Annotated in this window: 20 protein-coding genes; 8 read left to right on the plus strand and 12 right to left on the minus strand. The window is 53.2% G+C overall.

Translation table 11 applies throughout. From position 1 onward, the window contains the following. Nucleotides 1-53 precede the first annotated feature (53 nt). A complete protein-coding gene (locus JRI89_03340; protein ID MBW2070267.1) occupies nucleotides 54-326 on the plus strand; it encodes a hypothetical protein in 273 nt (90 codons plus the stop codon). Nucleotides 327-528: 202 nt separating this feature from the next. Here JRI89_03340 and JRI89_03345 read toward each other — a convergent pair whose 3' ends face one another. The 7 genes from JRI89_03345 to glpA form a co-directional block, all read right to left on the minus strand. Beyond that, nucleotides 529-807, minus strand: coding sequence for a zinc ribbon domain-containing protein (locus JRI89_03345; protein ID MBW2070268.1), 279 nt, complete (start codon nucleotides 805-807; stop codon nucleotides 529-531). 86 nt (nucleotides 808-893) lie between these two features. Further along, nucleotides 894-1,451 carry a hypothetical protein gene (locus JRI89_03350; protein ID MBW2070269.1) on the minus strand — a complete coding sequence of 186 codons (558 nt, stop codon included), beginning with the start codon at nucleotides 1,449-1,451 and terminating at the stop codon, nucleotides 894-896. A gap of 92 nt (nucleotides 1,452-1,543) precedes the next feature. Next, nucleotides 1,544-1,861 (minus strand): carboxymuconolactone decarboxylase family protein, encoded by a 318-nt coding sequence (locus JRI89_03355; GenBank protein ID MBW2070270.1) that lies wholly within the window; start codon nucleotides 1,859-1,861, stop codon nucleotides 1,544-1,546. A gap of 77 nt (nucleotides 1,862-1,938) precedes the next feature. After that, the gene (locus tag JRI89_03360) at nucleotides 1,939-2,712 is read right to left on the minus strand and encodes an enoyl-CoA hydratase (protein MBW2070271.1); all 774 of its coding nucleotides are present in this window, start codon (nucleotides 2,710-2,712) and stop codon (nucleotides 1,939-1,941) included. Between the two features lie 74 nt (nucleotides 2,713-2,786). Further along, nucleotides 2,787-3,065 (minus strand): hypothetical protein, encoded by a 279-nt coding sequence (locus tag JRI89_03365; GenBank protein ID MBW2070272.1) that lies wholly within the window; start codon nucleotides 3,063-3,065, stop codon nucleotides 2,787-2,789. 86 nt (nucleotides 3,066-3,151) lie between these two features. Beyond that, nucleotides 3,152-4,426, minus strand: a complete 1,275-nt coding sequence (glpB, locus tag JRI89_03370; GenBank protein ID MBW2070273.1) for a glycerol-3-phosphate dehydrogenase subunit GlpB — start codon at nucleotides 4,424-4,426, stop codon at nucleotides 3,152-3,154. 42 nt (nucleotides 4,427-4,468) lie between these two features. After that, complete coding sequence (gene glpA / locus JRI89_03375) at nucleotides 4,469-6,190, minus strand: anaerobic glycerol-3-phosphate dehydrogenase subunit A (protein ID MBW2070274.1); 1,722 nt, start codon at nucleotides 6,188-6,190, stop codon at nucleotides 4,469-4,471. Between the two features lie 508 nt (nucleotides 6,191-6,698). On the opposite strand from glpA, the gene JRI89_03380 reads away from it, so the two are divergent. The 3 genes from JRI89_03380 (at nucleotide 6,699) to JRI89_03390 (ending at nucleotide 11,099) form a co-directional block, all read left to right on the plus strand. Continuing rightward, nucleotides 6,699-8,000, plus strand: coding sequence for an extracellular solute-binding protein (locus JRI89_03380; protein ID MBW2070275.1), 1,302 nt, complete (start codon nucleotides 6,699-6,701; stop codon nucleotides 7,998-8,000). A 295-nt stretch (nucleotides 8,001-8,295) separates the two neighbouring features. Next, entirely contained in the window at nucleotides 8,296-9,972 is a 1,677-nt protein-coding gene (locus JRI89_03385; protein MBW2070276.1) for an iron ABC transporter permease, read from the plus strand. Nucleotides 9,973-10,016: 44 nt separating this feature from the next. Next, the gene (locus JRI89_03390; protein MBW2070277.1) at nucleotides 10,017-11,099 is read left to right on the plus strand and encodes an ABC transporter ATP-binding protein; all 1,083 of its coding nucleotides are present in this window, start codon (nucleotides 10,017-10,019) and stop codon (nucleotides 11,097-11,099) included. A 97-nt stretch (nucleotides 11,100-11,196) separates the two neighbouring features. On the opposite strand, the gene JRI89_03395 is transcribed toward JRI89_03390, so the two are convergent. The 4 genes from JRI89_03395 to queF form a co-directional block, all read right to left on the minus strand. After that, nucleotides 11,197-11,979: an HAD family phosphatase gene (locus JRI89_03395; GenBank protein MBW2070278.1), complete on the minus strand. Its 783-nt coding sequence runs from the start codon at nucleotides 11,977-11,979 to the stop codon at nucleotides 11,197-11,199. A gap of 105 nt (nucleotides 11,980-12,084) precedes the next feature. Next, nucleotides 12,085-13,668, minus strand: coding sequence for a phosphoglycerate dehydrogenase (locus tag JRI89_03400; GenBank protein ID MBW2070279.1), 1,584 nt, complete (start codon nucleotides 13,666-13,668; stop codon nucleotides 12,085-12,087). A gap of 142 nt (nucleotides 13,669-13,810) precedes the next feature. Next, nucleotides 13,811-14,458: a queuosine precursor transporter gene (locus JRI89_03405; GenBank protein MBW2070280.1), complete on the minus strand. Its 648-nt coding sequence runs from the start codon at nucleotides 14,456-14,458 to the stop codon at nucleotides 13,811-13,813. After that, a complete protein-coding gene (gene queF, locus JRI89_03410; GenBank protein ID MBW2070281.1) occupies nucleotides 14,436-14,861 on the minus strand; it encodes an NADPH-dependent 7-cyano-7-deazaguanine reductase QueF in 426 nt (141 codons plus the stop codon). The genes JRI89_03405 and queF overlap by 23 nt, the downstream gene beginning before the upstream one ends. 335 nt (nucleotides 14,862-15,196) lie before the next feature. On the opposite strand from queF, the gene JRI89_03415 reads away from it, so the two are divergent. The 4 genes from JRI89_03415 (at nucleotide 15,197) to JRI89_03430 (ending at nucleotide 21,258) form a co-directional block, all read left to right on the plus strand. Next, nucleotides 15,197-15,841, plus strand: coding sequence for a TetR/AcrR family transcriptional regulator (locus JRI89_03415; protein ID MBW2070282.1), 645 nt, complete (start codon nucleotides 15,197-15,199; stop codon nucleotides 15,839-15,841). Between the two features lie 96 nt (nucleotides 15,842-15,937). Further along, complete coding sequence (locus JRI89_03420; GenBank protein ID MBW2070283.1) at nucleotides 15,938-17,797, plus strand: acyl-CoA dehydrogenase; 1,860 nt, start codon at nucleotides 15,938-15,940, stop codon at nucleotides 17,795-17,797. A 91-nt stretch (nucleotides 17,798-17,888) separates the two neighbouring features. Beyond that, nucleotides 17,889-19,124 carry a thiolase family protein gene (locus JRI89_03425; GenBank protein MBW2070284.1) on the plus strand — a complete coding sequence of 412 codons (1,236 nt, stop codon included), beginning with the start codon at nucleotides 17,889-17,891 and terminating at the stop codon, nucleotides 19,122-19,124. Between the two features lie 88 nt (nucleotides 19,125-19,212). Further along, complete coding sequence (locus tag JRI89_03430) at nucleotides 19,213-21,258, plus strand: enoyl-CoA hydratase/isomerase family protein (protein ID MBW2070285.1); 2,046 nt, start codon at nucleotides 19,213-19,215, stop codon at nucleotides 21,256-21,258. An 84-nt stretch (nucleotides 21,259-21,342) separates the two neighbouring features. Here the strand turns inward: JRI89_03430 and JRI89_03435 are convergent, their stop codons facing one another. Next, a complete protein-coding gene (locus tag JRI89_03435; protein ID MBW2070286.1) occupies nucleotides 21,343-22,623 on the minus strand; it encodes a radical SAM protein in 1,281 nt (426 codons plus the stop codon). Nucleotides 22,624-22,647 lie beyond the last annotated feature (24 nt).

The following is a 22,647-nucleotide window of genomic DNA, read 5'->3' on the forward strand; positions in this document are numbered from 1 at the left end:
AGATGCTGAGCACACTACGGATAGAATCTGTTGGCCTCCTCTTTCTCAGGAGGGTGGCAGACCGTCTCAAGCCCACCTCAGCAGCTCTGCAGCTCTTTGGCGCTTACGCCAGCAGGAATGTGATCACTTTGACAGCGGAGGAATTGCAGGAATTGTGGGCCAACAGGAAGTTGCCCCAGAAATTTCCGGTAAGTCCCGGCTATGTGATTGTCCGTCTGCAAGAGGAAATTGTTGGTTGCGGGCTCTATCTGGGCGATTGTCTCTTCAGTCAATTTTCAAAAAATCTCTTCATGCCACAAACATGGGAATGTCTCGAGAGAGGCTGAGGCGGGTATGGCAAAGGCCAGGTTCAGACACGGCCGGAGCCCGGGTGATATATCTTTGTCTTTTTCCAGCCCACTGGCAAGTGGAGTCGAAGAACATCTGCTGCAGTGGGGGCTGCAAACCGGCAAAAGAAAAAAGGCCTCAAAAGGCCTCTTCGGTGAAATGCTGTTCAACTCCTCGAGCACGTGTCAGCTCAAGGGCAGATCAGTTGTCTGTTTTTGTCTCTTTGTTAGCCTTTGCAGTAGTTGAGCTCCCTGCAGACTCTTGGCTGCTGCTTTCTTTGCTGGCGCGATTTCCTGCATTTTTGCCGGCATAATCAGTGACATACCAGCCCGTGCCTTTGAGATGGAAAGTGCTCAGTGAAACGAGCTTGTGCATCTTTCCATGGCAATGAGGGCAGTCAGTCAAAGGGGAGTCGGAAAACTTTTGTAACGCCTCTGTAATCCTGCCGCAATTGGTGCATTCATATTCATAGATAGGCACGCAGACTCACCTCCCACCTACTGTGTGATTGCCATACTTATAGGATCGACAAGTTCGGCTAAAATATAAAGCAAATATTCATTTTGTCAAGATGGATTCCTCAGGTCCCTGAATTCCTCCATGTGGGCATAGTTGCGGTACGCTGCCAACACATAGTCAAGGTGGGACAACCTCAATGGACTCAAGGCTGCTGAGGTAATTGCATGGACCCTGGCCTCTTCCTTCTGGCGCTCCTCGGGTCCCGTATCGAACCTCTGCAGGAATTTACAGAAGCGAACCACGTGGACCAGTTCGTGGGTAACCACATACACAGCCAGGGGCAATAGATGGAGTTTCTCATCCCTCTCGGCAGCAGCTATCATGTTGTGGTCTTGCAAACAGATCTTGAAATAGTCGTACTGCCTGCCAGTGCGAGGCTGACTGATGGGATAACGGCTGTATCGAGTAATCTGGGCGAAAGCCCCTTTGACTATCTCTTCAAATCTGAGATCAGCCAGGGTGCGAATATCGTAGCGCACATGTTTCCACTGGCTGGTGGAAATCTTGAAATAGTTGGCAGTTACATCTTCTGCAATCTCGACTGCCTGCGCTACTATTTGCAACTCGGCAGTACTGAACGATTTTATCTCTCCGAATTGTTCCACCACATGATATCCTGGCCACGGATGGCTGCGCCCCTCGTGCCACAAAGATAAAGATATGCCACTGCAGCTGAAACTCCTTCAGCAGATTACCGTCAAGAACTACTTGCGGCAAACACTTCTTCCACCCAGCCAATGGCGGCAATCATGGCAGGGAAGCCTACGGTCGTAAGTGCCAACAAGAGGGCATGATAGATCTCCTCTCTTGTAGCGCCTTGCTCCAGTGCCTTGCGAGCATGAGACTTGACTGCTCCTGGCGAGCCGGCGCCAACAGCCACCCCAAGGTTCACCAGGTAGCGCACCTTGCCTTCCAGAGGACCAGCTGACTGGCAGCTAACCCCGAGCTCCTCATAAAGTCTGGCTACTTCCGGATATTGACTCTTGAATTGCTGATATGGTTTTGGCAAATACATGGTTCCCCCTTTCGCCTTTGCAGGTTCAGTGACTAGTTGCAACGCCGGGATGTCTTCTCTTTCCTTTCTCTGCCATGCTACTCGGGCCACACTGGTTGGCGCTTTTCTAGAAAGGCTGCCATTCCCTCCCGGGCTACTGGCATGGTGCCATTGGCTGCTATTACTTCACTGGCATAGGCGTAGGCTAGCTGCTCCGTCATTTCTATTTGCCTGTAAAATGCCTCTTTGCCCATGGCAATTACTGTACGACTGAACTGGCATATCTGTTCGGCCAGCTCGAGGACCGCAGCGTCCAGCTGCGAAGGCTCCACAACGCGGTTGAGCAAGCCGAATTGCAGTGCTTGTTCGGCAGAAATAAACTCGCCGGTAAACAGCATTTCCAATGATCTCTTACGTCCTATGGCGCGGCTCAAGGGCACCATCGGCGTGGTACAAAAGAAACCTATCTTTACCCCCGGGGTGGCGAAGCGGGCATCAGCGGAGGCAACAGCAAGATCGCAAGCGGCGACCAGTTGACAGCCAGCAGCAGTGGCTACGCCATGCACCTTGGCAATAACGGGCTGGGGCACCTGGTGGAGGAGAAGCATCATGTTCATACAGGCGGCAAAGATTCGGCGATACTCCAGAATGGAGCTTGGCATAAGTTCGCCGAGGTCATGGCCAGCAGAAAAGACCGGCCCTTTGCCGGCAAGGACAATTACCCTGACTTGGCGTTGGCGGGCAAGGTCCTCCAGGGCATGGCGCATCTCCTCCAGAAGATTGAGACAAAGGGCATTTCGTTTTGCTGCCCTATTCATGGTCAGGGTGGCAATTGGCCCCTCTTTGTCCACCAAGACGTCCTGATAACTCATGGTTGCTCCCAGTGTTTGCGGTTTATTGCATTTGAGGGCCAGCGGCAAACTCGGTCAAAATAAGTCAGCCGATCCTAACTGCCTCGAATTTCAGTAAGGTATTTGATGATGAGCTCGGCCTCAGCATCAGTAATGCTGCCTCCCGAGTGGTGTTGCATGCGAGAGACCGTTTCCTGCCAGCCCGCTGCACTCTTGCGTTTAGACAATGTCCTGTTGAGATCATGACATTGAGAGCATTTGGCTTCAAAAATTGCTTGCGGCTGACTGCCCCCTGCCTTGACCGCAGCACCGGCCGCTGCCATAGCTGCCACTAGAAACATGCCCACTGCAACAATTACTAGCAATTTGTTCATGATTGCCTCCATGTATGATTGGTGTTAAAAGACAACCTCCGTGTTCAACAGATGACAGGGCGCCCCTGCACCTAGAACATAATACTTCATTGACTGTCGATAAACGAAGTGACAGCAGCGTATGCCGTGGCCAGGGCAAGTCCTGCGCCACATTTCATTCTCATCCAATCCTGATGGGCAAGCAGGGAGCCAACTGCAAAGAGATTTTCATAAGCGCAGTGTCCGTCGCAGCCGATTGGTCGCATGAAGCGGTCTACTGCCAGGCCTGCCTGATTTATAGGATGACCTCTGGGGTCCAGAAACCGCTGTCGGTGCCATTGTTCCCGTGTTTGCGGTTGATAAACGGGCAGGCCTAGAATGGCTTCACAGAGCCGCCCTCTTTCAGCCCGCAGCCCTCCGCCGAGAAAGCGGCCGCTTGCCAGCAAGACTCCCCTGGTTGTCAAAACCTTTTCATAATGTTCGCCTCGCACTATGACACTCTGGCAATGCCTCTGCCTGGTCTGCACTGCCACAGCGCGTCTGCCTGTAAGAAAGCGAACGCCGCGGCTCGTGAGCCGACCCTCCAGGGTCTCTTTGAGACGAAGCCCCGGCACTGAAGGCGGCATGGCGGGAATCTCGAAAAAAGGAACTCCCACTTGCTCTGCAAGTTCAGCGAGCAGTTTTTCAGCGCGCTGGAGACCCACAATCGAAGGCACGCCAATCAGTTCTGCCTGGCCAACCAGTGGACGGATCGACGATGCCAGTCTTGTCAGGACTTCTGGAGATTGAAGCGCCTGCGCCATGGCAACATTGTGGCGTTCCGCACCCGGAAAGCCGAAGGGGAAACTCAGGGTTACCGCCCGCAGCGAGGGCCAGACAGGCCTGGCGTTTTCTACTATCTGCGAGGCCCTGAACTCCTTCATGCCTTTGAAATCGACAATCAGGGCGTCCTTTTTCTCCAGCAGCCCGAGCACACCAGGCCACATGGTCCGAGGCACCCTGAAGGTGGTCTTCAGAGTACCGAAGCCGGTGATCAGGGTGACATTGTGATTTGTGCGGCCCTGGTAGTGGAGGCCACCTTGGGCCAGGAACTGCAGAAATTCCTGCCAACTTGCTGCCAGATCACTGTCGGCCACGAGGGCATACGGGTGTTTGGGACAGTCTCGCCGCAGGGCAGCGATTCCCTGCCAGGGATTGGTCCAGCAGCGTTGTTCGCCTATGGGATGAATGCCGAGCAAGTCGAGGACCCCACTGGCAAACAGCAGGCCACCCGCTGTGGAGGCTACCACTGCTGTTTGCAGCTTTCTTTGCGAGGCAAAGAAGGCTGCAGCCATGCCAGCAAGGCCGCCGCCAATTATTACCAGGTCATATTTTTCAGACATAGCTTTGGGTACAGCAGCAAATAATAGGGGCCTGACTTCAGCTCAAGGAGACTCCAGTTCCAGTCCAAAAAGGCCACAGTGGAGTGCTTCCTGGAGCTCTTCCTGAGCCAGTTGAGTTCCCCAGAGAACCGGCCGCAAACCATGCCAGCGTTCCTCGAGAAATCTACTGAGCAATTCCGTGCTGCGGAAATCCGCTACCTTTTTTTCGCTGAGGTAGGCAGCCAGGCGCAAGCCGCAAAAAGCTCCCTGGCAACTTCCTTTGCCCACCCTGCTTCGCAGAGCTATATCACTCAGGTCAAAGGGAACTCCCTGCGCAACCAGATCTGCCAGAATCTGGTCCACGGCACTCCTGGGAACCATCTCACACTCACAGAGCAGCAGGTCGTTTGAGTCGCCCCCCTGCAGCCATTTTCGCGCTGGCTTGCCCGCCTCGGTCCACTGTCTCGCTTTTCTGGGTTGAAGAGGAACCTTCTTGGTGATGCACGGAGCAGATACACCCAGCCGCTCGCAGACAAGATCGGCAGTCTTTTCAGCCATCAAACGAAAAGTGGTGAGTTTTCCCCCTGTGACCGTGACAAAATTGTTCACCCCTTCTGCGGCATGGTCCAGGACCAAGAAACCCCGGCTGAGTTGGCGGTCTTTTTCGGCTGCCTCCCCTTGAAAGAGCAGAGGCCGTACACCTGCAAAGGCTCTGATGTAGCGGGCCTCCGCCAGACTGGGAATGATCCTGGCTGCCTCGCTCACCAGGAAGTCCACCTCATTTATTGTAGGATCACAGGGTTCCGGTTCGGCCAGTCTTACCGAAGTTGTGCCAATGAGGGAGACTGTTCCTGCTGGCGTTACAATGTCTCCATCAGCAGGAGGTCTGAGTCTGTTGATGACTCGCCTGGTGATACGAGGTTGACTTACCAGCAGTGTGCCTTTGGAACACACTAGAGGAAGGTCCAGGCCAGCCAGAGCCGCTATATTCTTTGCCCAGGCGCCGGTAGCATTTATGACCTGTTCGGCTTTGACGGCAACATCGTGCTCTACTCCCCTCTGGCGGAGAAGCACGCGGCTGATCCGCCCGCCGCGGAGCTCAAATCGTACGACTCTGGTGTGCCGCAGCAGGCGAGCACCGAGTGCTTCTGCTTGATCAAGGTTTTCCAGAGTCAGGCGAAATGGATTGATGGCAGCATCCTTAACAAGATATGCCGCAATAATGTCTTTTGTTAGCGATGGTTCGAGGTCCAAGGCTTCCTGCGGCTGAAGTTCTCGGATCCGAATGCCCTGCTCGGCGCATAACCCGGGGAACTCTGCCAGATAATTTTCATCGTCACCAGCGATTGCTACAAACAGGCCGCCAGTATCCTCTATGCACTCGGGTGCCAGTCGTTTGAGCAGGCGAGACTCGTCTTTACACTGACGGGCCGAAACAGGATCATTTGACACATAGCGGGCGCCGCTGTGAAGAAGTCCATGATTGGCCCCTGATGCCCCGGCATTTATATCTGCCTGTTCCACCACCAGATTGGCGACTCCCCGCAGCGCCAGGTCGCGGGACAAGCCAGCCCCTGTTACTCCAGCACCGATAATGAGAACTTGTGTTTCCACTCTAACCGTTCCTTTTCTCCGGAGAGATTTGCCTGTGGTCAGGTAACTTGTTCGGAAGGCACCTTGACGACAGCGACACAGTTGATCTGTCGAAGGCTGTCTATATGATGCTGCAGCCTTCAACAATTTCGCTTTTGCAAAATAGCCCGATAATTCCCTGGAGCCTGTCATATACAGCAAACATTAAACTTACAGCACTCTCCAACGGCATGCCAGCTTATCATAACCCAGTTTCACTGCTCAAGAATAGCTCAAAGTGAATATGGTCGTGAAGTTCCAATGGCGGGACTGGCTTCACTGGAGGTGCGTTATTATCACAGGCGGTTGTCGAGAGTGAACCATGGGGCCAGATTCTGTGGATGCAATTTTTAGCTCTGCAAACGGTCTCTGGAGCAGTACGTCATTTGCTGCTTGCAAATTCCATTGACCGCAAAACCTCAGTTCTGCTATTTTACAGTCATCAACTTCTTTTGACCTCACCCACAGCAGCCCGAGATGAAAAAGAGTTATTTCGTGGATGCCTCGAGAATAGTGATGTGACGAAGACAAAAGCGCTATGTCGTGGCCCACCAAGAACCATACACATAAGCACCAGCAAATGGCAGAAAGAAGGGGGTGATCGGCAATAGAATGGAAGGTAGTTTCTTTACTCGGCAAAACCATGAGAAAGGAGGCTGAAATGAGAAAGAGAATCTTGACGACAACACTCCTTGCAGTCGTTGCGACTGCGCTGGTGCTTCTGCCAATCTTTTCGATGCAGGCAGAAGCTGCGGACAAACTGGGTTGGGTCGGACCCGTGTACAAGGAGTTATCAGAGAGTTTGACCAAGGGGTTCAAACAGTACTACCAAAAAACTTATGGCAAAGATGTGGAGATAACCTTCATCCGGCCGGGTGGCTGGCCCGTGTGTTTGGACAAAGTGAGAGCCTGGGGAGGCAAACCGGATGCCGATGTCTTCCTGGGGGCAGGCGCTCCTGCGCACGAAGTTTTGAAGCAAGAAAAACTGATCGTTCCTTACAGACCAAAGGGCTGGGACAAAGTCCCCGCTGAATGGCACGGCATGAAGGTAAAAGATAAAGCTGATTACTGGACCTGTTTCGCGCCCTGGATCGTTACCAATCTGTATAACGAAAAGGTGCTGAAAAAGCTAAGGCTCCCGCCACCCAAGACCTGGAAGGAACTGATCAACCCCATCTACAGAGGTAATGTGGTACACACCCTGCCCTATGCCTCGGGTACAATGCATGAAACCACAGAGATCATTTTGCAGACATTCGGTGAAAAGGAGGGCTGGAAGTATCTCAGGTTGCTGGCGGCGCAGTTGCCCCGCTTTTCTACGGGCAGCACAGATACTACCCATATAGTTAGTCGAGGCGAAATCCCCATAGGCGTGGCGCAGCCGCAAATGAATGCGATGGTTGCGCGTCGGGACGGTTATCCTGTGCGTGATTTGCTTCCTGACAAAACGATCCTGGTTCCCGAGGCAGTGGCTCTGCTGAAAAATGCACCCCACGAAAAAATCGGCAAGATCTTCCTAGACTGGCTGTTCAGCATGGAGGGACAGAAATACGTGCTTGAGGGTGGCTACTTTGCAGCGAGGACGGATATTAGCTTCTCTCAGTGGGAAAAAGAAGGCGTCACCATGGCCAAACATGCCAAGAAGGCGCTGGGAGTTGATAATTTTTGGGATCTGAAAGTCGGCTTCATTGAGTACGACTTGGATCTTGCCACCAAAAGGTGGGACGAAGTCAATAAATTTTATGAATACAATATCTACAGAAAGTGGGGTGAGTTAAAAAGCAGCCTGTTTCTCATAGAAGAGGTGGAGGGAGAGATTAAAGCTGCGAAAGAGCAGAACATGAACGTGACAAAGGCTGAGGCGAAAATAAAAGAAGCCAGAAAGTTTTTTGAGATGGACGGAAACTATGCGGCGGCGCGGTTGGCTGCTTCAAAAGCACGCTCACTGCTGGTAGCGCCGTGATAGCAGGTGGGCTCTAAGTTTGCCGAAAATGTTTCTAACCCATCTTGCATTATTAGCTTTAGGATCCCCCTCTCCTTTGCTAAGATCTCAGGATCTTCACTGGGGAGGGGGACGCAGTAGCGTTCTCAATTTTCCTACCCCTTGTCAAAACCCCTGCTTTTCAGGGATGATGAGATTGACAACAAATGCACCTGAACCCGGGGCGAGCGGTTGTGCTGCGCCTCTACTGAATTACCCACACATTGTGTCCAGGGAGTCACGCATCGAAGCTCCCAGCTAATGTAAAGGAGGTGAGATGTCTCGCGGCAATTTCTTTCTGGCAGCACTCCTGTGGCTGGTTATTGCCTTCCTGGTAATTTATCCTTTGTCATTCCTGATAGTAGAAAGTTTCAAGATTGCCGAGACTAATAGCTGGGGCATAACTAACTACCTTAAATTTTTTCGTGACTCTTATTATCTCAAGACCTTTGCCAATACCCTTCTATTGAGCACCCTGGTGCTGGCCACAACCACCTTGTTCGGAATACCCCTCTCCTACATCCTGGCTAGGTACAGACAGCGGGGCAAAACGGTGTTCACCGCCCTCATTCTGCTGCCCATTGTTTTGCCTGCCTACGCTGGTGTTTTTGCCTTCATCATTTTTTTCGGCAGATATGGAACTCTTAATCTGCTGCTTACGGACAGCGGCCTGCTCAAGGCACCTATAAATTTCATTTACGGCCTTCATGGGTTGGTGTTTGTTCAATCCTTGCACATGCTTCCATTTATCGTCCTGAGTCTTTCCGCCGGCTTCACCAACATAGACCCTTCCTTCGAGGAAGCTGCCGAGGTCGAGGGGGCGAGCGGCTTCAAGAGATTTCTCACCGTCACTCTGCCTTTGTGCACGCCGAGTTATCTCGCGGGTGCAGTCATCGTCTTCCTCTGGCCTTTCACAGACTGGCTCACGCCGTTGATTCTGGGTCAGGTAGACTATCTTCCCTCGGTTGCTTACATCAACATCGCCTATCATTTTACTGATATGCATCGCAAGTATATGGGGATCGTGGCAGTGGTGATTTCTTCCACAGTGTGCATCGGCATCTTTCTGCTCGCCCGCTATTGGGTGGAAAGGAAAAAGTATACTGGTCTCTCAAAGGGGACCACTTCGGAGGGTAGAGTAATCGAGCCGGGCCCTTTGTTGAAATCGGCAGCCTACCTGTATATGTGTTTTATCGCTGCTCTGGTACTGCTTATCCCTGTCGTGCTGGGGCTGGCCGCTTTTTCTCGAAGATGGGTCCTCGAGCCCCTACCCACCTACTGGACCCTGGAAAATTTCAGGGTAATTCTTCTGGAAACCCCGCTCTTGATCAAGAACTCTTTCCTTTTCAGTGGGGTAGCCCTGATTTTTGGAGTCGCCTTCGGGCTGCCGGCTGCCTATCTCATCGTCCGCACCCGCGTTCCCGGCAGAGACGCCCTCGATTTTGTAATTACTCTGATGCTGGCTTTCCCAGGGATTGCGGTCGGGGTGAGTTACCTGCTGGCATTCTGGCAAGATATTCCTCTGGCCCAGTATTGGATCATCATGCCTCTGGCCTTGTTTGCCAGGAGGCTGCCATACTTTCTACGGATGGCCCACTCTTCCTACTTGCAGTTAGACGTGTCACTCGAAGAGGCCTCGGAAGTATCAGGTGCGGGGAAGCTCAGAACCTTTCTCAATATATCACTGCCCCTCCTGGTGAAGGGAGTGCTCGTTGGAGTGGTGATGTTTTTCATCATGGCATTTCAGGAAATCTCAACCGCCATATTTCTCTATCGTGGGGGATGGGAGACCCTGCCCATAGGTATCTTTCTCAACTGGCACCGCGGTATGGAGTTCGGCATTGCTGCTGCCATGGCCTTTTTGATGATTGTGATTGCCTTCATCTTGCTGTTGATCATATCGAGAATAGCCGGCGGCATACTCAAAGCTGCCTGGGGCCCAGGGGGGGCGTAAGGAGAACGGCGGAACTGCCCCACTTAACCAAGGAGAACCAGTCAATGGCATTTATTGAAATAAAGAACTTGTTTAAACGTTTCAAGAACGTGGTGGCAGTAAATCACATTCATCTCGAGGTGAACAAGGGGGAGATGTTAACACTTCTGGGACCCAGCGGATGTGGGAAGACCACTACTTTACGCTGCATAGCGGGCCTGGAGAGACCGGAAGAAGGGGACATAATTATTGACGGCAAATCTATGCTGTCGCCAGGATTTGTGCCGCCGGCGAAAAGGGGCATTGGCATGGTGTTTCAGAATTATGCTGTCTGGCCCCATATGAAAGTGTACAAAAATGTCATCTACGGTTTGAAGTTACAGAAGCTTCCCAGGAAGGAGATCCAAAAAAGGGCACAACAGGTATTGGAACTGGTGGGTTTGGCGGGTCTGGAAGAAAGATATCCTTCACAGTTGAGCGGGGGACAGCAACAACGAGTGGCGCTGGCGCGCGCTCTGGTGAGCAATCCGAAGGTTCTGCTCCTGGATGAGCCACTCAGTAACCTGGATGCCAAGCTCAGAGAAGAATTGCGATTTGAAATCAAAAGCCTGGTGAGACGTATGGGAATTACATCAGTATATGTCACCCACGATCAGGCGGAGGCCATGGTGATCTCTGATCGAATTGCGGTGATGGAAGCCGGGAACGTGGTGCAAGTGGGCACAGCGGAGGAGATATATGAAAGGCCAGCCAACAAATTCGTAGCCGATTTTATCGGGACCATGAACTTTATTTCCGGAGAGATAGTTCGGGTTGAGCAGGACTCAGATGTGGTCCAAGTGCGCACAGGTTTCAGTGATCACCTGCTGTGCAGGACTTCGGGCACTGCAGCGGCCAGCCCCGGACAGACCGTGTATGCTTCAATACGGCCAGAAGATGTGGAAGTCTTCTCTGACCCCCCCCAGGCCAATGACAACCTCTTCAAGGGCACTATCGTCCACAAGGCCTATCTGGGAAACTTTCTCTACTTCTTTGTCAGCGTCAACGGCAACATGATAAGAGTGCAGGTCTCCCACCACCTGCCATATGAAGAAGGCCAAGAACTCTACCTTTTCTTGAATCCACAGAAGTGTATGATTTTGTATTGATGCTCCACTGCCCAAATACTTTGGCCCATGGTCAGTGAACTGCCAACCGAATTCCAGGGCATTCATGCCTTGGACAACCCAGTTGCAGCAGCTGCAGTCAGGAGTTTCGCCGGGAAAGAAGGTGGCGGGCAAACTCGGCAAATCCCTCGCCTCCCTTTTGAGAGGTAAGGTAGGTTGGCAGTGACTGCATCTGGCCTATGAAACGCATGACGTTTTGCACCGCCACGCTGATGGGGAAGTAGGCAAACATCGGCTCATCATTGAGGGAATCGCCGCAGTAGACGAAGCGCTCTCTCGTTTCATCCAGATCCATGCCCAGGCGCTCTGCAATGAACAGCCTGGCCATGTCCAATTTGTTGTAAGCGCCGAACCAGCCATTGACGTGGATAGAGGAAACTTTGCAGGTGGCTCCATGGCTGGCAAAGATATGGCAGATTTTCCTGACAGCTCTATCATTCAGGGGTGGCACATCTTCACAGTAGTCGATTGCCAGGTCAGCTTCGCGGTAGCGCTGGTCGCTGGCTACACTACAGCCAGGTACAGTTATGAGAATTTCATCCCGTATGGCCTCGAGGCGTTGCCGCTTTTCAGCGCGAACTGAGTGGCTGTCCAAAAAACGCTTTTTCAGCTTCCTCTCTTTTTCATCAAACCAGAAGTAAAAGGCGCCGTTTTCACCAATTACGCCGTCAACCGGCCACATCCGAGCAATATGATCGCACCAGCCAGCAGGCCTGCCAGTGACGACAACGAGCCTGAGACCTGATTCCTTCAATTCCCAGAGTGCCTCGAATGAGGAGGAAGGTATCTTGCCCTGGGAGGTAAAGGTATCATCCAGGTCGAACAAGATGGTGTGCAGGGAGCGCAGGGTGGCCACCGGCATGTTCTCCAGGGGGAGAAGGGTTTTGGTTGGCGTACTCATAGAAATGGACCTGTGATCACCGTCAGCACTGGTTTCTGTTCCTCTCTTTTCCAGGAGACACTGAACTCAATTGATAGACAACAGCTGCACTGAATTGACATTCGGCAGCTCTATCAAATCCTCCATGGCTTTTTCCTCCACCGGACTGTCCACCCTGAGGAGGAGAACATTTTCACCTGTCTCGATAATCTGGCCGGCCTTCCACATGGAGATATTGATGTTGTGCTTGCCCATGCAGGTACCGATGCTGCCGAAAGTGCCTGGAACATCACGATTGTAGATCAAGACCAGATTGCCGTGAATGTCGGCTTCCAACCTGGTGGTGTTGAAGCGCACCAGCCGCGGCTCCTTCTTGCCGAAAAGGGTCCCCGAGACCTGCGTCTCCTCCGCTGTGGTCTTTACTCGTACAGTGATAAGATTGAGATAGTCCTCTGCATCCTTGCTGGTTGTATCTTTCACTACGATGCCGCGTTCTTTGGCAAGCACCGGAGCATTGACATAGTTCACTTCGTGCTGAAGAATCGGCTCCAGCAGCCCCTTGAGAACTGCCAGGGTTATTGGCGCAGTGTCCAGTTCGGCTACCGTCCCCTTGTATTCGATGGTCACTTCCTGCATTGCCCCCTGGGTCACCTGGCCGAGAAAGCTTCCCAGCCTTTCTGCCAGGGTGAGGTAGTGACAGATGTTGCTCAGCAATTCACAGGTAAGCTGCGGTACATTGACGGCGTTGCGGATAGCTCCAGTGAGCAGGAACTCTTTGATCTGCTGGGCGATTCCCACGGCAACGTTTTCCTGGGCTTCGCCTGTTGAAGCTCCCAGGTGAGGCGTACAGATGACCTGGTCCAATTTGAGCAGTGGATTGTCGCCTGGAGGTTCTTTCTCGTAAACGTCCAGGGCTGCGCCAGCCACTTTTCCGGAAACTATGGCATCATAGAGGTCCTTCTCGTTGACAATATGACCTCTGGCGCAATTGATAATCATCACCCCGTCCTTCATCTTGCTGAAGGCCGTACGATCTAGCAGTCCTCTGGTCTGTCTGGTGAGCGGAGTGTGCACAGTGATGTAGTCAGACCTGGCGAACAATTCTTCCAGAGATACCGGTTCAACCCCCAATCTGGCTATGCTTTCCGGTTCGAGATGAGGATCATAGGCGATTACATTCATGGCCAGGCCAATGGCCCGATCCGCTACAATGCGCCCTATTCTCCCGATACCGATTATGCCGAGAGTCTTGTGGTAGACTTCAATGCCAGTGAATTTTTTCTTGTCCCACTTGCCGGCTTTCATGGAATTGGTGGCCAGGTAAATGTTCCTGGAGAGTGCCATGAGCATGGCAATGGTATGTTCGGCAGTGGTGATGATATTGCCCTCGGGGTTGTTCATCACCACTATGCCGCGTCTGCTGGCAGCCATTATGTCCACATTGTCCAGGCCAATGCCAGCGCGGCCAATTACTCTCAGTCGAGGCGCTGCCTCAATGAGATCTGCAGTTACCTTGGTTGCACTCCTGATGATGAGGGCATCAGCGTCAGCAATTGCCTCTTTGAGCTCCTGCGGCGAAAGATCTGGCTGGAATGCCACCTCAAAATCGGGCACGCTGCGCAGCAAATCAACGCCTGTGGCAGCAATACTGTCTGAGATAAGAATTTTCATTGTCAGCTAACCTCCTGGTCACACTTGCTAAAGTCTGGTAATTACCCCTGTCGCCTCGGCCGCCTTCTCGAGGTACAGACAGGCATACCCGAAAGGTTGCATTATGCTATAGATTGCCGAGAGCGCAAGCAGAAAATGATCCTCACGATGACCAGCCCCTGCTGTTCGCCAGTGATAAACGCTTCAACAAATGGACCCCCAGGTAAATGAAGGGGGTGTCCAAAATGGCTATGAGCACCTTTATCAACCACTGCCCGAAAATGAGAGGTTTCAGAGGCATACTGCCGTAAAAGGCAATTGTGATGAACACCACGCTGTCGAGCAGTTGGGAGACAATGGTAGAGGCATTGTTTCTCAACCAGAGATAGCGCGCACCCGTTATCTTTTTCCACAAGGCGAAGGCCCAGACATCGTGGTACTGGCTGAGCAGGTAGGCTGCAAGGCTTGCCACCATTATTCTGGCGCTGCTTCCCAGAATGGTCCTGTAGGCCTCCTGATGAGGCCAGAACGGGGCAGCAGGCCAGATGATGGTCACACTGGTGAAGGCAAAGGCGACTACCAGGGTGACAAAACCGCCCATGACAATTGCTTGCGCCCTCTCTTTGCCCCAAATTTCGCCCACCACATCTGTGATCATGAATGTGACACAGTAGGTGAGCACTCCAGCTGGCACGCTGATCGGTCCCAGGGAGATGATCTTGCTGGCGAGTACCGCGGCAAGCACCAGGCAGCCTGAAAAAATACAACCGCAGACGATGAGGTAGCTGTCAAGTCGATTCTGGTTGGCCACGCTTTTCTTCCCTGTATTCCACCTCGACCTTGAGCTCGATTCCGCCCCTGGGATTCATAATACTCACCACCCGCATCCAGCGGGGACGACACACCTTGACAAGGTCGTTGAGAATGCGATTGGTCATCTCTTCAGCGAACATGCCGCTCTGGCGGAAGCTGAACAGATAAAGCTTCAAGGACTTGGACTCGAGACAGAAAAGGTCAGGAGTATAGCAAATGGTGATCTGATAGAAGTCGGGCTGACCTGTGATTGGACAGAGGCTGGTCAGCTCCCGGGTGCTGAAAGTGACCCGATAGTCAGACTTGGGATGGGGATTGGCAAAGGTCTCCAGCAGCGTGTGGTCCACGGTGTAGCGATATTCGGTCTTGCCCGAGCCGAGATGGCTGAGATCATTGCTCATTGCGTCCACTCCCAACAATGCCGATTGTGAACGGCTCGAATTTTAGACCCTTTTGCACTGCCGTGCAAGTGTTTCGAGGAACAGCCGAGCAAAAGGGTGACATCTCCACTGGAGGTTAATGAATAATAATTCAGTACCCATTTGGGGAGGACGTTTGTTGACTGGTATCTTCAGCTTGGTATATTTTACTAAAATCATAGCTTTTTCAAAATTCATGTTGACAATTTTTTTCTGTAATTATATAGTTCAGATAATGAATGTTGGTTCAGTAAGGTGATAAGGTTTCAGCCAGCATCAGGCTGGGAGTCACCTGCAGATATATGAGATGTTCCTTGATGGCCAGGCAGCAAAGTCTCTATCCCGACAGCAAAAGAGATCCCATGCAGCAGGCGCGCCAAGCCAATGACAAACGCCAGCTCATTCTGGAGGCAGCCATTCGCGCCTTTGCCCGAGCAGGCTATCATCAGTCGAGAATGGCGGATGTGGCCCGGGAGGCGGGGGTGGCAACCGGCACCATTTATCTCTATTTCAAGAGCAAGGAAGAGCTTCTCATCAGCATTTTTGCGGAAAGGGTGCAGCTATTTATCTCTGAGTTCGGCCGGGAGCTCCAGCAGGGTGCCAACGCAGAGATCAAGTTGAGAAAGCTCATCGAGCTGCACCTGACCGCTATGCAGCAGTATCCCGAACTGGCAGCTGTCTTGCAGCTGGAATTGCGCCAGAGCAGACACTTTATGAGCGCTTACCCGAAGGTTGACTTGAAGCCCTACTTCGATCTCATTGGCGAAATTATCGAAGAAGGCCAGCAGCAGGGGCTGTTTCGCCAGGATCTCTACCTGGGTGTGGTAAAGAGAGCTCTATTTGGCGCCCTTGACGAGACAGTCACCTCCTGGCTGCTTGCTGGCAGCAGTTTTGATCTGGTTCGCATGGCCATGCCGCTAGCCGATCTTTTCATTAATGGACTGGCCGAGCCTTCGGCGTAACGGCCAGGCAGTAGCGCAAAGTCCTCTGGGCGTGCGGCCAGAGCCGCGGCACGGCCGCGATTTTTCGGCAAACATCCGGTACAGCGGAAGGAGAAAATCATGGCGGTTCTTGTGGATGAAAGAGACGTCAAGTTTGTACTCTATGAACAGCTTGATATTGAGCAGCTCACCAAGACGCCTCTGTACGGCGAGTATTCCAGAGACATGTTCGATATGGTGTTGGAGCAGGCCTGGAAGCTAGCGGAGAACGAACTGGAGCCTGCCAATCGTCAAGGTGACCTACAAGGGTGCCTCTGGGAGGAGGGCAGAGTGAAGGTGCCGGAATGCTACCACCACGCCTATCAGGTGTACCGCCAGGGTGGCTGGCTTGCCATCAATGAAAGTCTGGAGTCAGGGGGCCAGGGTTTTCCTGTTGCCCTTGGTCTGGCGGTCATCGAGGCCTTTGCTGCCTCGAACTGGTCGCTCATTATGTTTCCGGGGCTGACCCACGGTGCTGCCAGACTGCTGGAAATCTTTGGCACCGAGGAACAGAAGCGCACCTATATGGACAAGATGTACAGCGGCGAGTGGTGCGGCACCATGTGCCTTACGGAACCTCAGGCTGGCAGCGACGTGGGAGCCCTGCGCACCAAGGCCGTCAGGAACGAAGATGGCACCTATCGCATTACGGGAACCAAAATATTTATTTCCTGTGGTGAGCACGATCTCACTGAAAACATAGTGCATCTGGTGCTGGCCCGCATCGAAGGAGCGCCGCCGGGAACTAGAGGCATATCGATTTTCATAGTTCCCAAACTGCGTCCCGAGGGAGGTAGTCTGGTGGACAACGATGTGGCCTGTGCCGGCATTGAAGATAAACTGGGCATCCACGGCTCACCTACCTGTGTGCTCAATTTTGGTGAGAACGACAACTGCATCGGCTACCTGGTGGGAGAAGAGCACCGGGGAATGCGGATCATGTTCCATATGATGAACGAAGCGCGGTTGTTTGTAGGTATGCAGGGTCTGGGCCATGCCAGCGCAGCCTATATGCAGGCGCTGCGCTTTGCCAAAGAGAGAATACAGGGCCCGCCGGCGAGCCGCATCAAGGACCCGACGGCGCCAAAAGTCCCCATAATCGAGCATCCCGATGTGCGCCGCATGCTCATGTTCATGAAATCGGTTAGCGAAGGCCTGCGGGCTCTCATTTACTATGCCGGTTTTTGCCAGGACATGATCCGCTGCAGCGAAGATGCCGAGGAAAGGGAGAAGTATCAGGATTTTCTCGACATACTCATCCCTGTGTGCAAGGCCTACGGCAGTGACATGGGCTTCAGGGTCTGTGAGACTGCCATTCAGGTGTTTGGCGGCTATGGCTACTGCAAGGAATATCCGGTTGAGCAGCACTTGCGGGACTGCAAGATTGCCTCCATTTACGAGGGCACCAACGGCATCCAGGCCCTCGATCTGGTGGGCAGGAAACTGGCCCTGAAAAGAGGAGCCTTGTTCAAAAGACTGATAGCTGAGACCGAAGATTTTCTGGTCTGGGCAAAGAGGAACTTTGAGTTGCGGGAACTGGTGGCAACTTTCGAAGCTGCACGAAATCAGCTCATCCAGGTTACCAAGTATTTCGGTCTCAAGGGCATGACAGAAGACTATCTGGAAACTCTCCTCTACGCTTCTCCTTACCTTGAGCTGTTCGGGGATGTGGCAGTGGGGTTCATGCTTCTCTGGCAGGCACTCATTGCCCATCGGCGTCTTGCTGAGATCTATGAGGATGCAGATGCTATTGATGAGGAAGGCAAGAAAAAGCTGCTTGCCTCCAATCGGAGTGCAGCCTTCTACCGGGGCAAGATCGCTTCGGCCGAGTTTTTTGTAACCAATGTCCTTTCTCTGGCGCAAGGCAAGGCGAGAGCGATTATGAGCGGCCAGCGCGCAGCCCTGGACATTCCGGAGGAGTCTCTGGCTCTCGCCTGAGCTTCAGGGCCGGCAGTGAAAAATAATTGGTATGGACAATTCATGGACAGAATTGGCAGCAAGAATTTTTTAGCCGAAAGGAGTGATAAGTATGAAGGCACGGGATGTAGTGCTCGTTGACGGAATTCGCACCGCTTTCGGCAGGGCTGGAGAGCAGGGATTTTTCTGGCATACACGCGCCGACGATATGGTGGTCAAGGTCATTCGGGAGCTCTTGCGCCGCAATCCACAGGTTACCCCGGATATGGTGGAAGAGAACATCTGGGGAGCCACCACCCAAGAAAAAGACCAGGGCCTCACCCTGGGCAGATCTGCAGCCCTGCTGGCTGGACTTTCTGAAAAGTGCGCCGGGGCCTCGGTTGATCGAATGTGCGCCGGCGGCATGACGGCGGTTACTACTGCCGCCTCTGAAATTGCTCTCGGTGCCTTCGACATTGTCATTGCCGGAGGGGTGGAGCACATGGGCCATCATCCCATGGGAGCTACTGCAGATCCCAACCCTCGTTTCCTCGTTGATCGGCTGGTCTCCGAGGATGCTCTGGTCATGGGAAAGACTGCCGAGAATCTCCACGATCTCTTCCCAGAGATCACCAAAGAGATGGCTGATGAATATGCTGTACTGTCCCAGCAGAAGACGGCAAAGGCGTATGAACAGGGCAAGATCAGCAGGACCATTGTGCCCATGACGGTCTATACCACCGAAGGTTGGCTGGTGGCGGATCGAGATCAGCAGCCCCGTCCGGATACCACCCTCGAGGCGCTGCGGGAGCTGCGTACTCCCTTTCGCCCCCTGGGAAAAGTGACGGCCGGCAATTCTTCTGGTCTCAATGACGGCGCCTGTGGGGTGCTGCTCATGGCTGCAGACAAGGCAAAAGAACTCGGCATCGAGCCAAAGATGAAGATGGTTGCCTTTACCTATGCCGGGGTGAAGCCTGAACTGATGGGTCTTGGACCAATACCTGCCACCCATAAGATCCTGCAGATAACCGGACTTACTATGGATGACCTGGGCATTATTGAATTGAACGAGGCCTTTGCTGTGCAGTGCCTTGTCTTTATGAAAGAATTTGGCCTGAAAATTCCAGACGAACCTCGCGTCAATCCTTGGGGCGGAGCAATTGCCCTGGGCCATCCCCTGGCCTCTTCCGGGCCGAGATTGATGATTCACCTCATGCACGAATTTGCCGAACAGCCCGGGGTAAAATATGGTCTCACCACCATGTGTGTGGGCCTGGGGCAGGGAGGTGCGGTTGTCTGGGAAAATTTGCAGCACAACGGCGCCAAACCACGGCGGAAAAAGGCCGCCTCCAAAAGGAAAAAGAAATGAGGTCCTTACAGCTTCCCAACAATGAAAACCTTTGCTGGTGGGTGATCAACAGAGCCCACTCCTTTCTTTTGCAAGAGGAGAAGAGATCATGGCCAAAGTCGTGACCAGATTCTATCCAAGGTTTTATTCGTCCAGAGTGGGAAAGATTGCTCTTCTTACTATGGACAACGGGGCTGATTACAAGAAGCCAACCACCTTCGGTCAGCAGGCTCTGGAGTCTCTGAACGAAGCGCTGGATGTAATTGTCAAAGAACCGGAGGTCAAAGGACTGCTCCTCACAGGCAAGCCCTATATTTTTGCTGCCGGTGCTGACCTCACAGAGATTCCCTTCATCAATACCTTCGAGCAGGGAAGAGACATCGGTCGTTTCGGTCACGCCTCTTTCAAACGGTTAATGGATCTGCCCTATCCCACTGTGGCTGCCATAAATGGTGCCGCCCTGGGTGGTGGTCTGGAGATTTCTCTCTACTGCGACTATCGCACTGTTGCCAAGACAGCCTTTCCTATTGGCTTTCCTGAGTGTTTCCTGGGATTGGTTCCGGGTTGGGGTGGCTGCACTCTCACCCCCCGCCTGATTGGCCTGGAAAAGGCGCTGGAAATCATCATCTACAATCCCTTGAAGCAGAATCGTTTCATCAGCGGTCCGGCGGCCTTCGAGATGGGTCTTGCTGACCGGTTGTTCGACTCTGCTGAATTCCTGGACGAATCCCTCCTCTTCCTGGAGGGGATCATCTCCGGCAGGGAAAAGGTGGAGCGCGCCCAGGTCAGTTCTGCTAATCTCAAGGCGCTGCTGACCGAGGCCAAGAAATTTGTGGACAGCAAAGTCCATGGAGCTGCTGTTGCCCCGTACCGGGCCCTGGAATTGTTGGAGGGCGCCTTTTCCTGGGATGTGGAGCAGGGATTTGCCGAGGAAGACAAGGCTCTGGGAGATCTGATCAAGAGCAGGCAGTGCAAGGCCTCGATCTATTCCTTCGATCTGGTCCAGCGGCGCGCCAAACGTCCCGAGGGTGTACCCGAGGTCCCGCCGCAAAAGATAACCAAGGTGGGCATTGTGGGCGCCGGCCTCATGGCCTCCCAACTCGCTCTGCTTTTCATCCAGCGCTATGGAGTGCCAGTGGTGATGAAAGACATCAAACAGGAATTCGTAGACAAGGGGCTGAAGTATGTTCACGATGAACTGGGCAAGCTGGTAGAAAAAGGTAAATTGACACAGGCCAAGGCTCGTTACCTCGGATCTCTCGTCCAGGGCACCCTGGAGTGGGACAGCTTCGCGGACTGCGACTTTGTCATCGAGGCGGTATTCGAAGATATGCAGGTAAAAAAGCAGGTCTTTGCTGAGGCCGAAAAGGTGGTGTCAGAGAGCTGCATTCTGGCCTCCAATACCTCCAGCCTGTCCGTTTCCGAGATGGCCTCTGATCTGAAGTACGGTGACCGGGTAGTGGGTTTTCATTTTTTTAATCCTGTGGCAATCTTGCCGCTGGTGGAAATCATCCGGGGTCAGCACACCAGTGACGCTGCTGTGGCCACCAGTTTTGCTGCTGCCAGGAAACTGAAAAAGAACGGCATCCTGGTAAAAGATTCTCCGGCATTTCTGGTAAATCGCCTGTTGACCAAGATGATGGTCGATTGCCTGGAGCTTGTTGATGAGGGGGCCGGCTTTGAACAGGTGGATGAGGCCATGCTGAGCCTTGGGCTGCCCATGGCTCCCTTCGAGCTCCTGGGCCTGGTGGGTCCGGCAGTGGCGCTCCACGTGCTGGGCACCTTGAATCAGGCCTTCGGCCCGCAACGCTTTCCAATGAATACCAACCTGCAGCGGCTGGTGGAGGCAAACAAGAAAGGTATCTATCAAGGCGAGCCGCCGAATCGCCGAGTGGATGCAACAGTTGAGGCTTTATGGCAGAAAAAGGGTGACAAAGAGTTTCGCCGGGAAGAGATTATCGAGCGCGTTCTCGTCAATCTCACCAGGGAGATCGATCTGATCCTCCAGGAGGGCGTGGTCACAGACAGCAGGGATGTTGATCTGGCCATGCTGCTCGGGGCCGGCTGGCCTTTCTTTATGGGCGGCATCACCATGTATCTGGACATGGCCGGCTATACTCCCAAGGTGCTGCAGAAGGTGTTTTTCACTTTTTAGCCTGGATATGGAACACTGCAACACGGAGGCAGGCGGGATTTTCTGCCCGAGCGCCTGCAGCCAGTACAGGTGACAGCTGACGTTTCAGCTTACCCAGTGTGGCCGCTCATCCATCCAGGTGCGGACGGTTTCGGGTAACCACTGCTCCAGTCCTTTGACGAGATAGAATCGTGGCTGGAGCAGATCATCATCTGCAGCGAGCATCCCTTCTGCAAGTGCAGCTCTTGCCAGCGAAGTGTAGGGATAAATTCGAATGCCGCAGGTCACCTTTATCAACTCGAGATTGAGAGAATCAGCGAAGACTAGACTTTCTTCGGCAGTCCGTCTCGTTTCTCCCGGATGACCCAGCAGGAGAAAACCCAGGCGATAGATCCCGTACGCCCCGAGGATCCCTGAGATTGTGCGGACATCATCAAGCGTGAACCGCTTGTTCATGGCCCGCAGGATTCTTTCGCTGCCACTTTCAAAGCCTAGGGCAACCTCCTTGCACCCGGCTCGCGCCATCCACTTCACCAGCTCTTCATCCACCTTCCATGGATAGACGATTCCTCGCCAAGCAATGTCCAGCTCTGCCGCCGCCAACCTGCCGCAAAGGTCTGCAGCATAGGAGTAGGGCAGGTTGAAAGTATTGTCCACAAAATGGAAGCGTTTGAAGCCCGTGGCGACCAGTTCAGAGATTTCCTCGACCACCCTCTCTGGCGAGCGCTTCCGAATGATCTTGCCCTCTATAGTAGGTGTTGAACAATAGCTGCAGTTCAAAGGACAACCCCGTCTGGTCTGCAAGGGCAGCCAGAAGTCCTGATCTTCAAGGTAGGAAGATGAAGCGGACCAGAGGTGATCCTGGGGAGAGGGGAGGGCATCCAGATCCTTGCAGTACCGCCTCTTCGTCTGCAGGACGCCGCCGGGAAGATAGAGTCCGGGAGTGCCGTTAACATCCTGTCCTCTTTGCAATTTTTCCACCAAGATGGGAAAGGCTATTTCTCCTTCTCCCTGAATTCCCATATCAGCACCCAGGTAGGCCAGGGCTTCCTGGGGGTAGATGCTATAGCCGGCACCGCCCAGCACGATTGGGGCGTCAGTCAAGCTGCGGCATTTGTTGATGACTTCTCTTACCTGTTCCAGCAGAAATTGCGGGGCTGCCATGTTCTGGTCGTCAATGTTTCTCACCGAGACGCCGACCACCTCTGGCTTGAAGTTTTCTGCGGCCTCCTCGAGGACTCCGTAGGTATACTCTTCGGGCATGAGGTCAACAAAGGCTACCTGGTGTCCAGCCAACCGTGTAGCCGCTGCCACGCAGGCCAGCCCTAGGGGTAAGATGGGCATGTTGATCTTTTCAGTATTTGCCGATATGAGGAGTACTCTCATCATACCTCGCTTGGCGTAATCAGT

This window comes from Deltaproteobacteria bacterium, from assembly GCA_019309045.1.
GTDB lineage: Bacteria > Desulfobacterota > Syntrophobacteria > BM002 > BM002 > JAFDGZ01.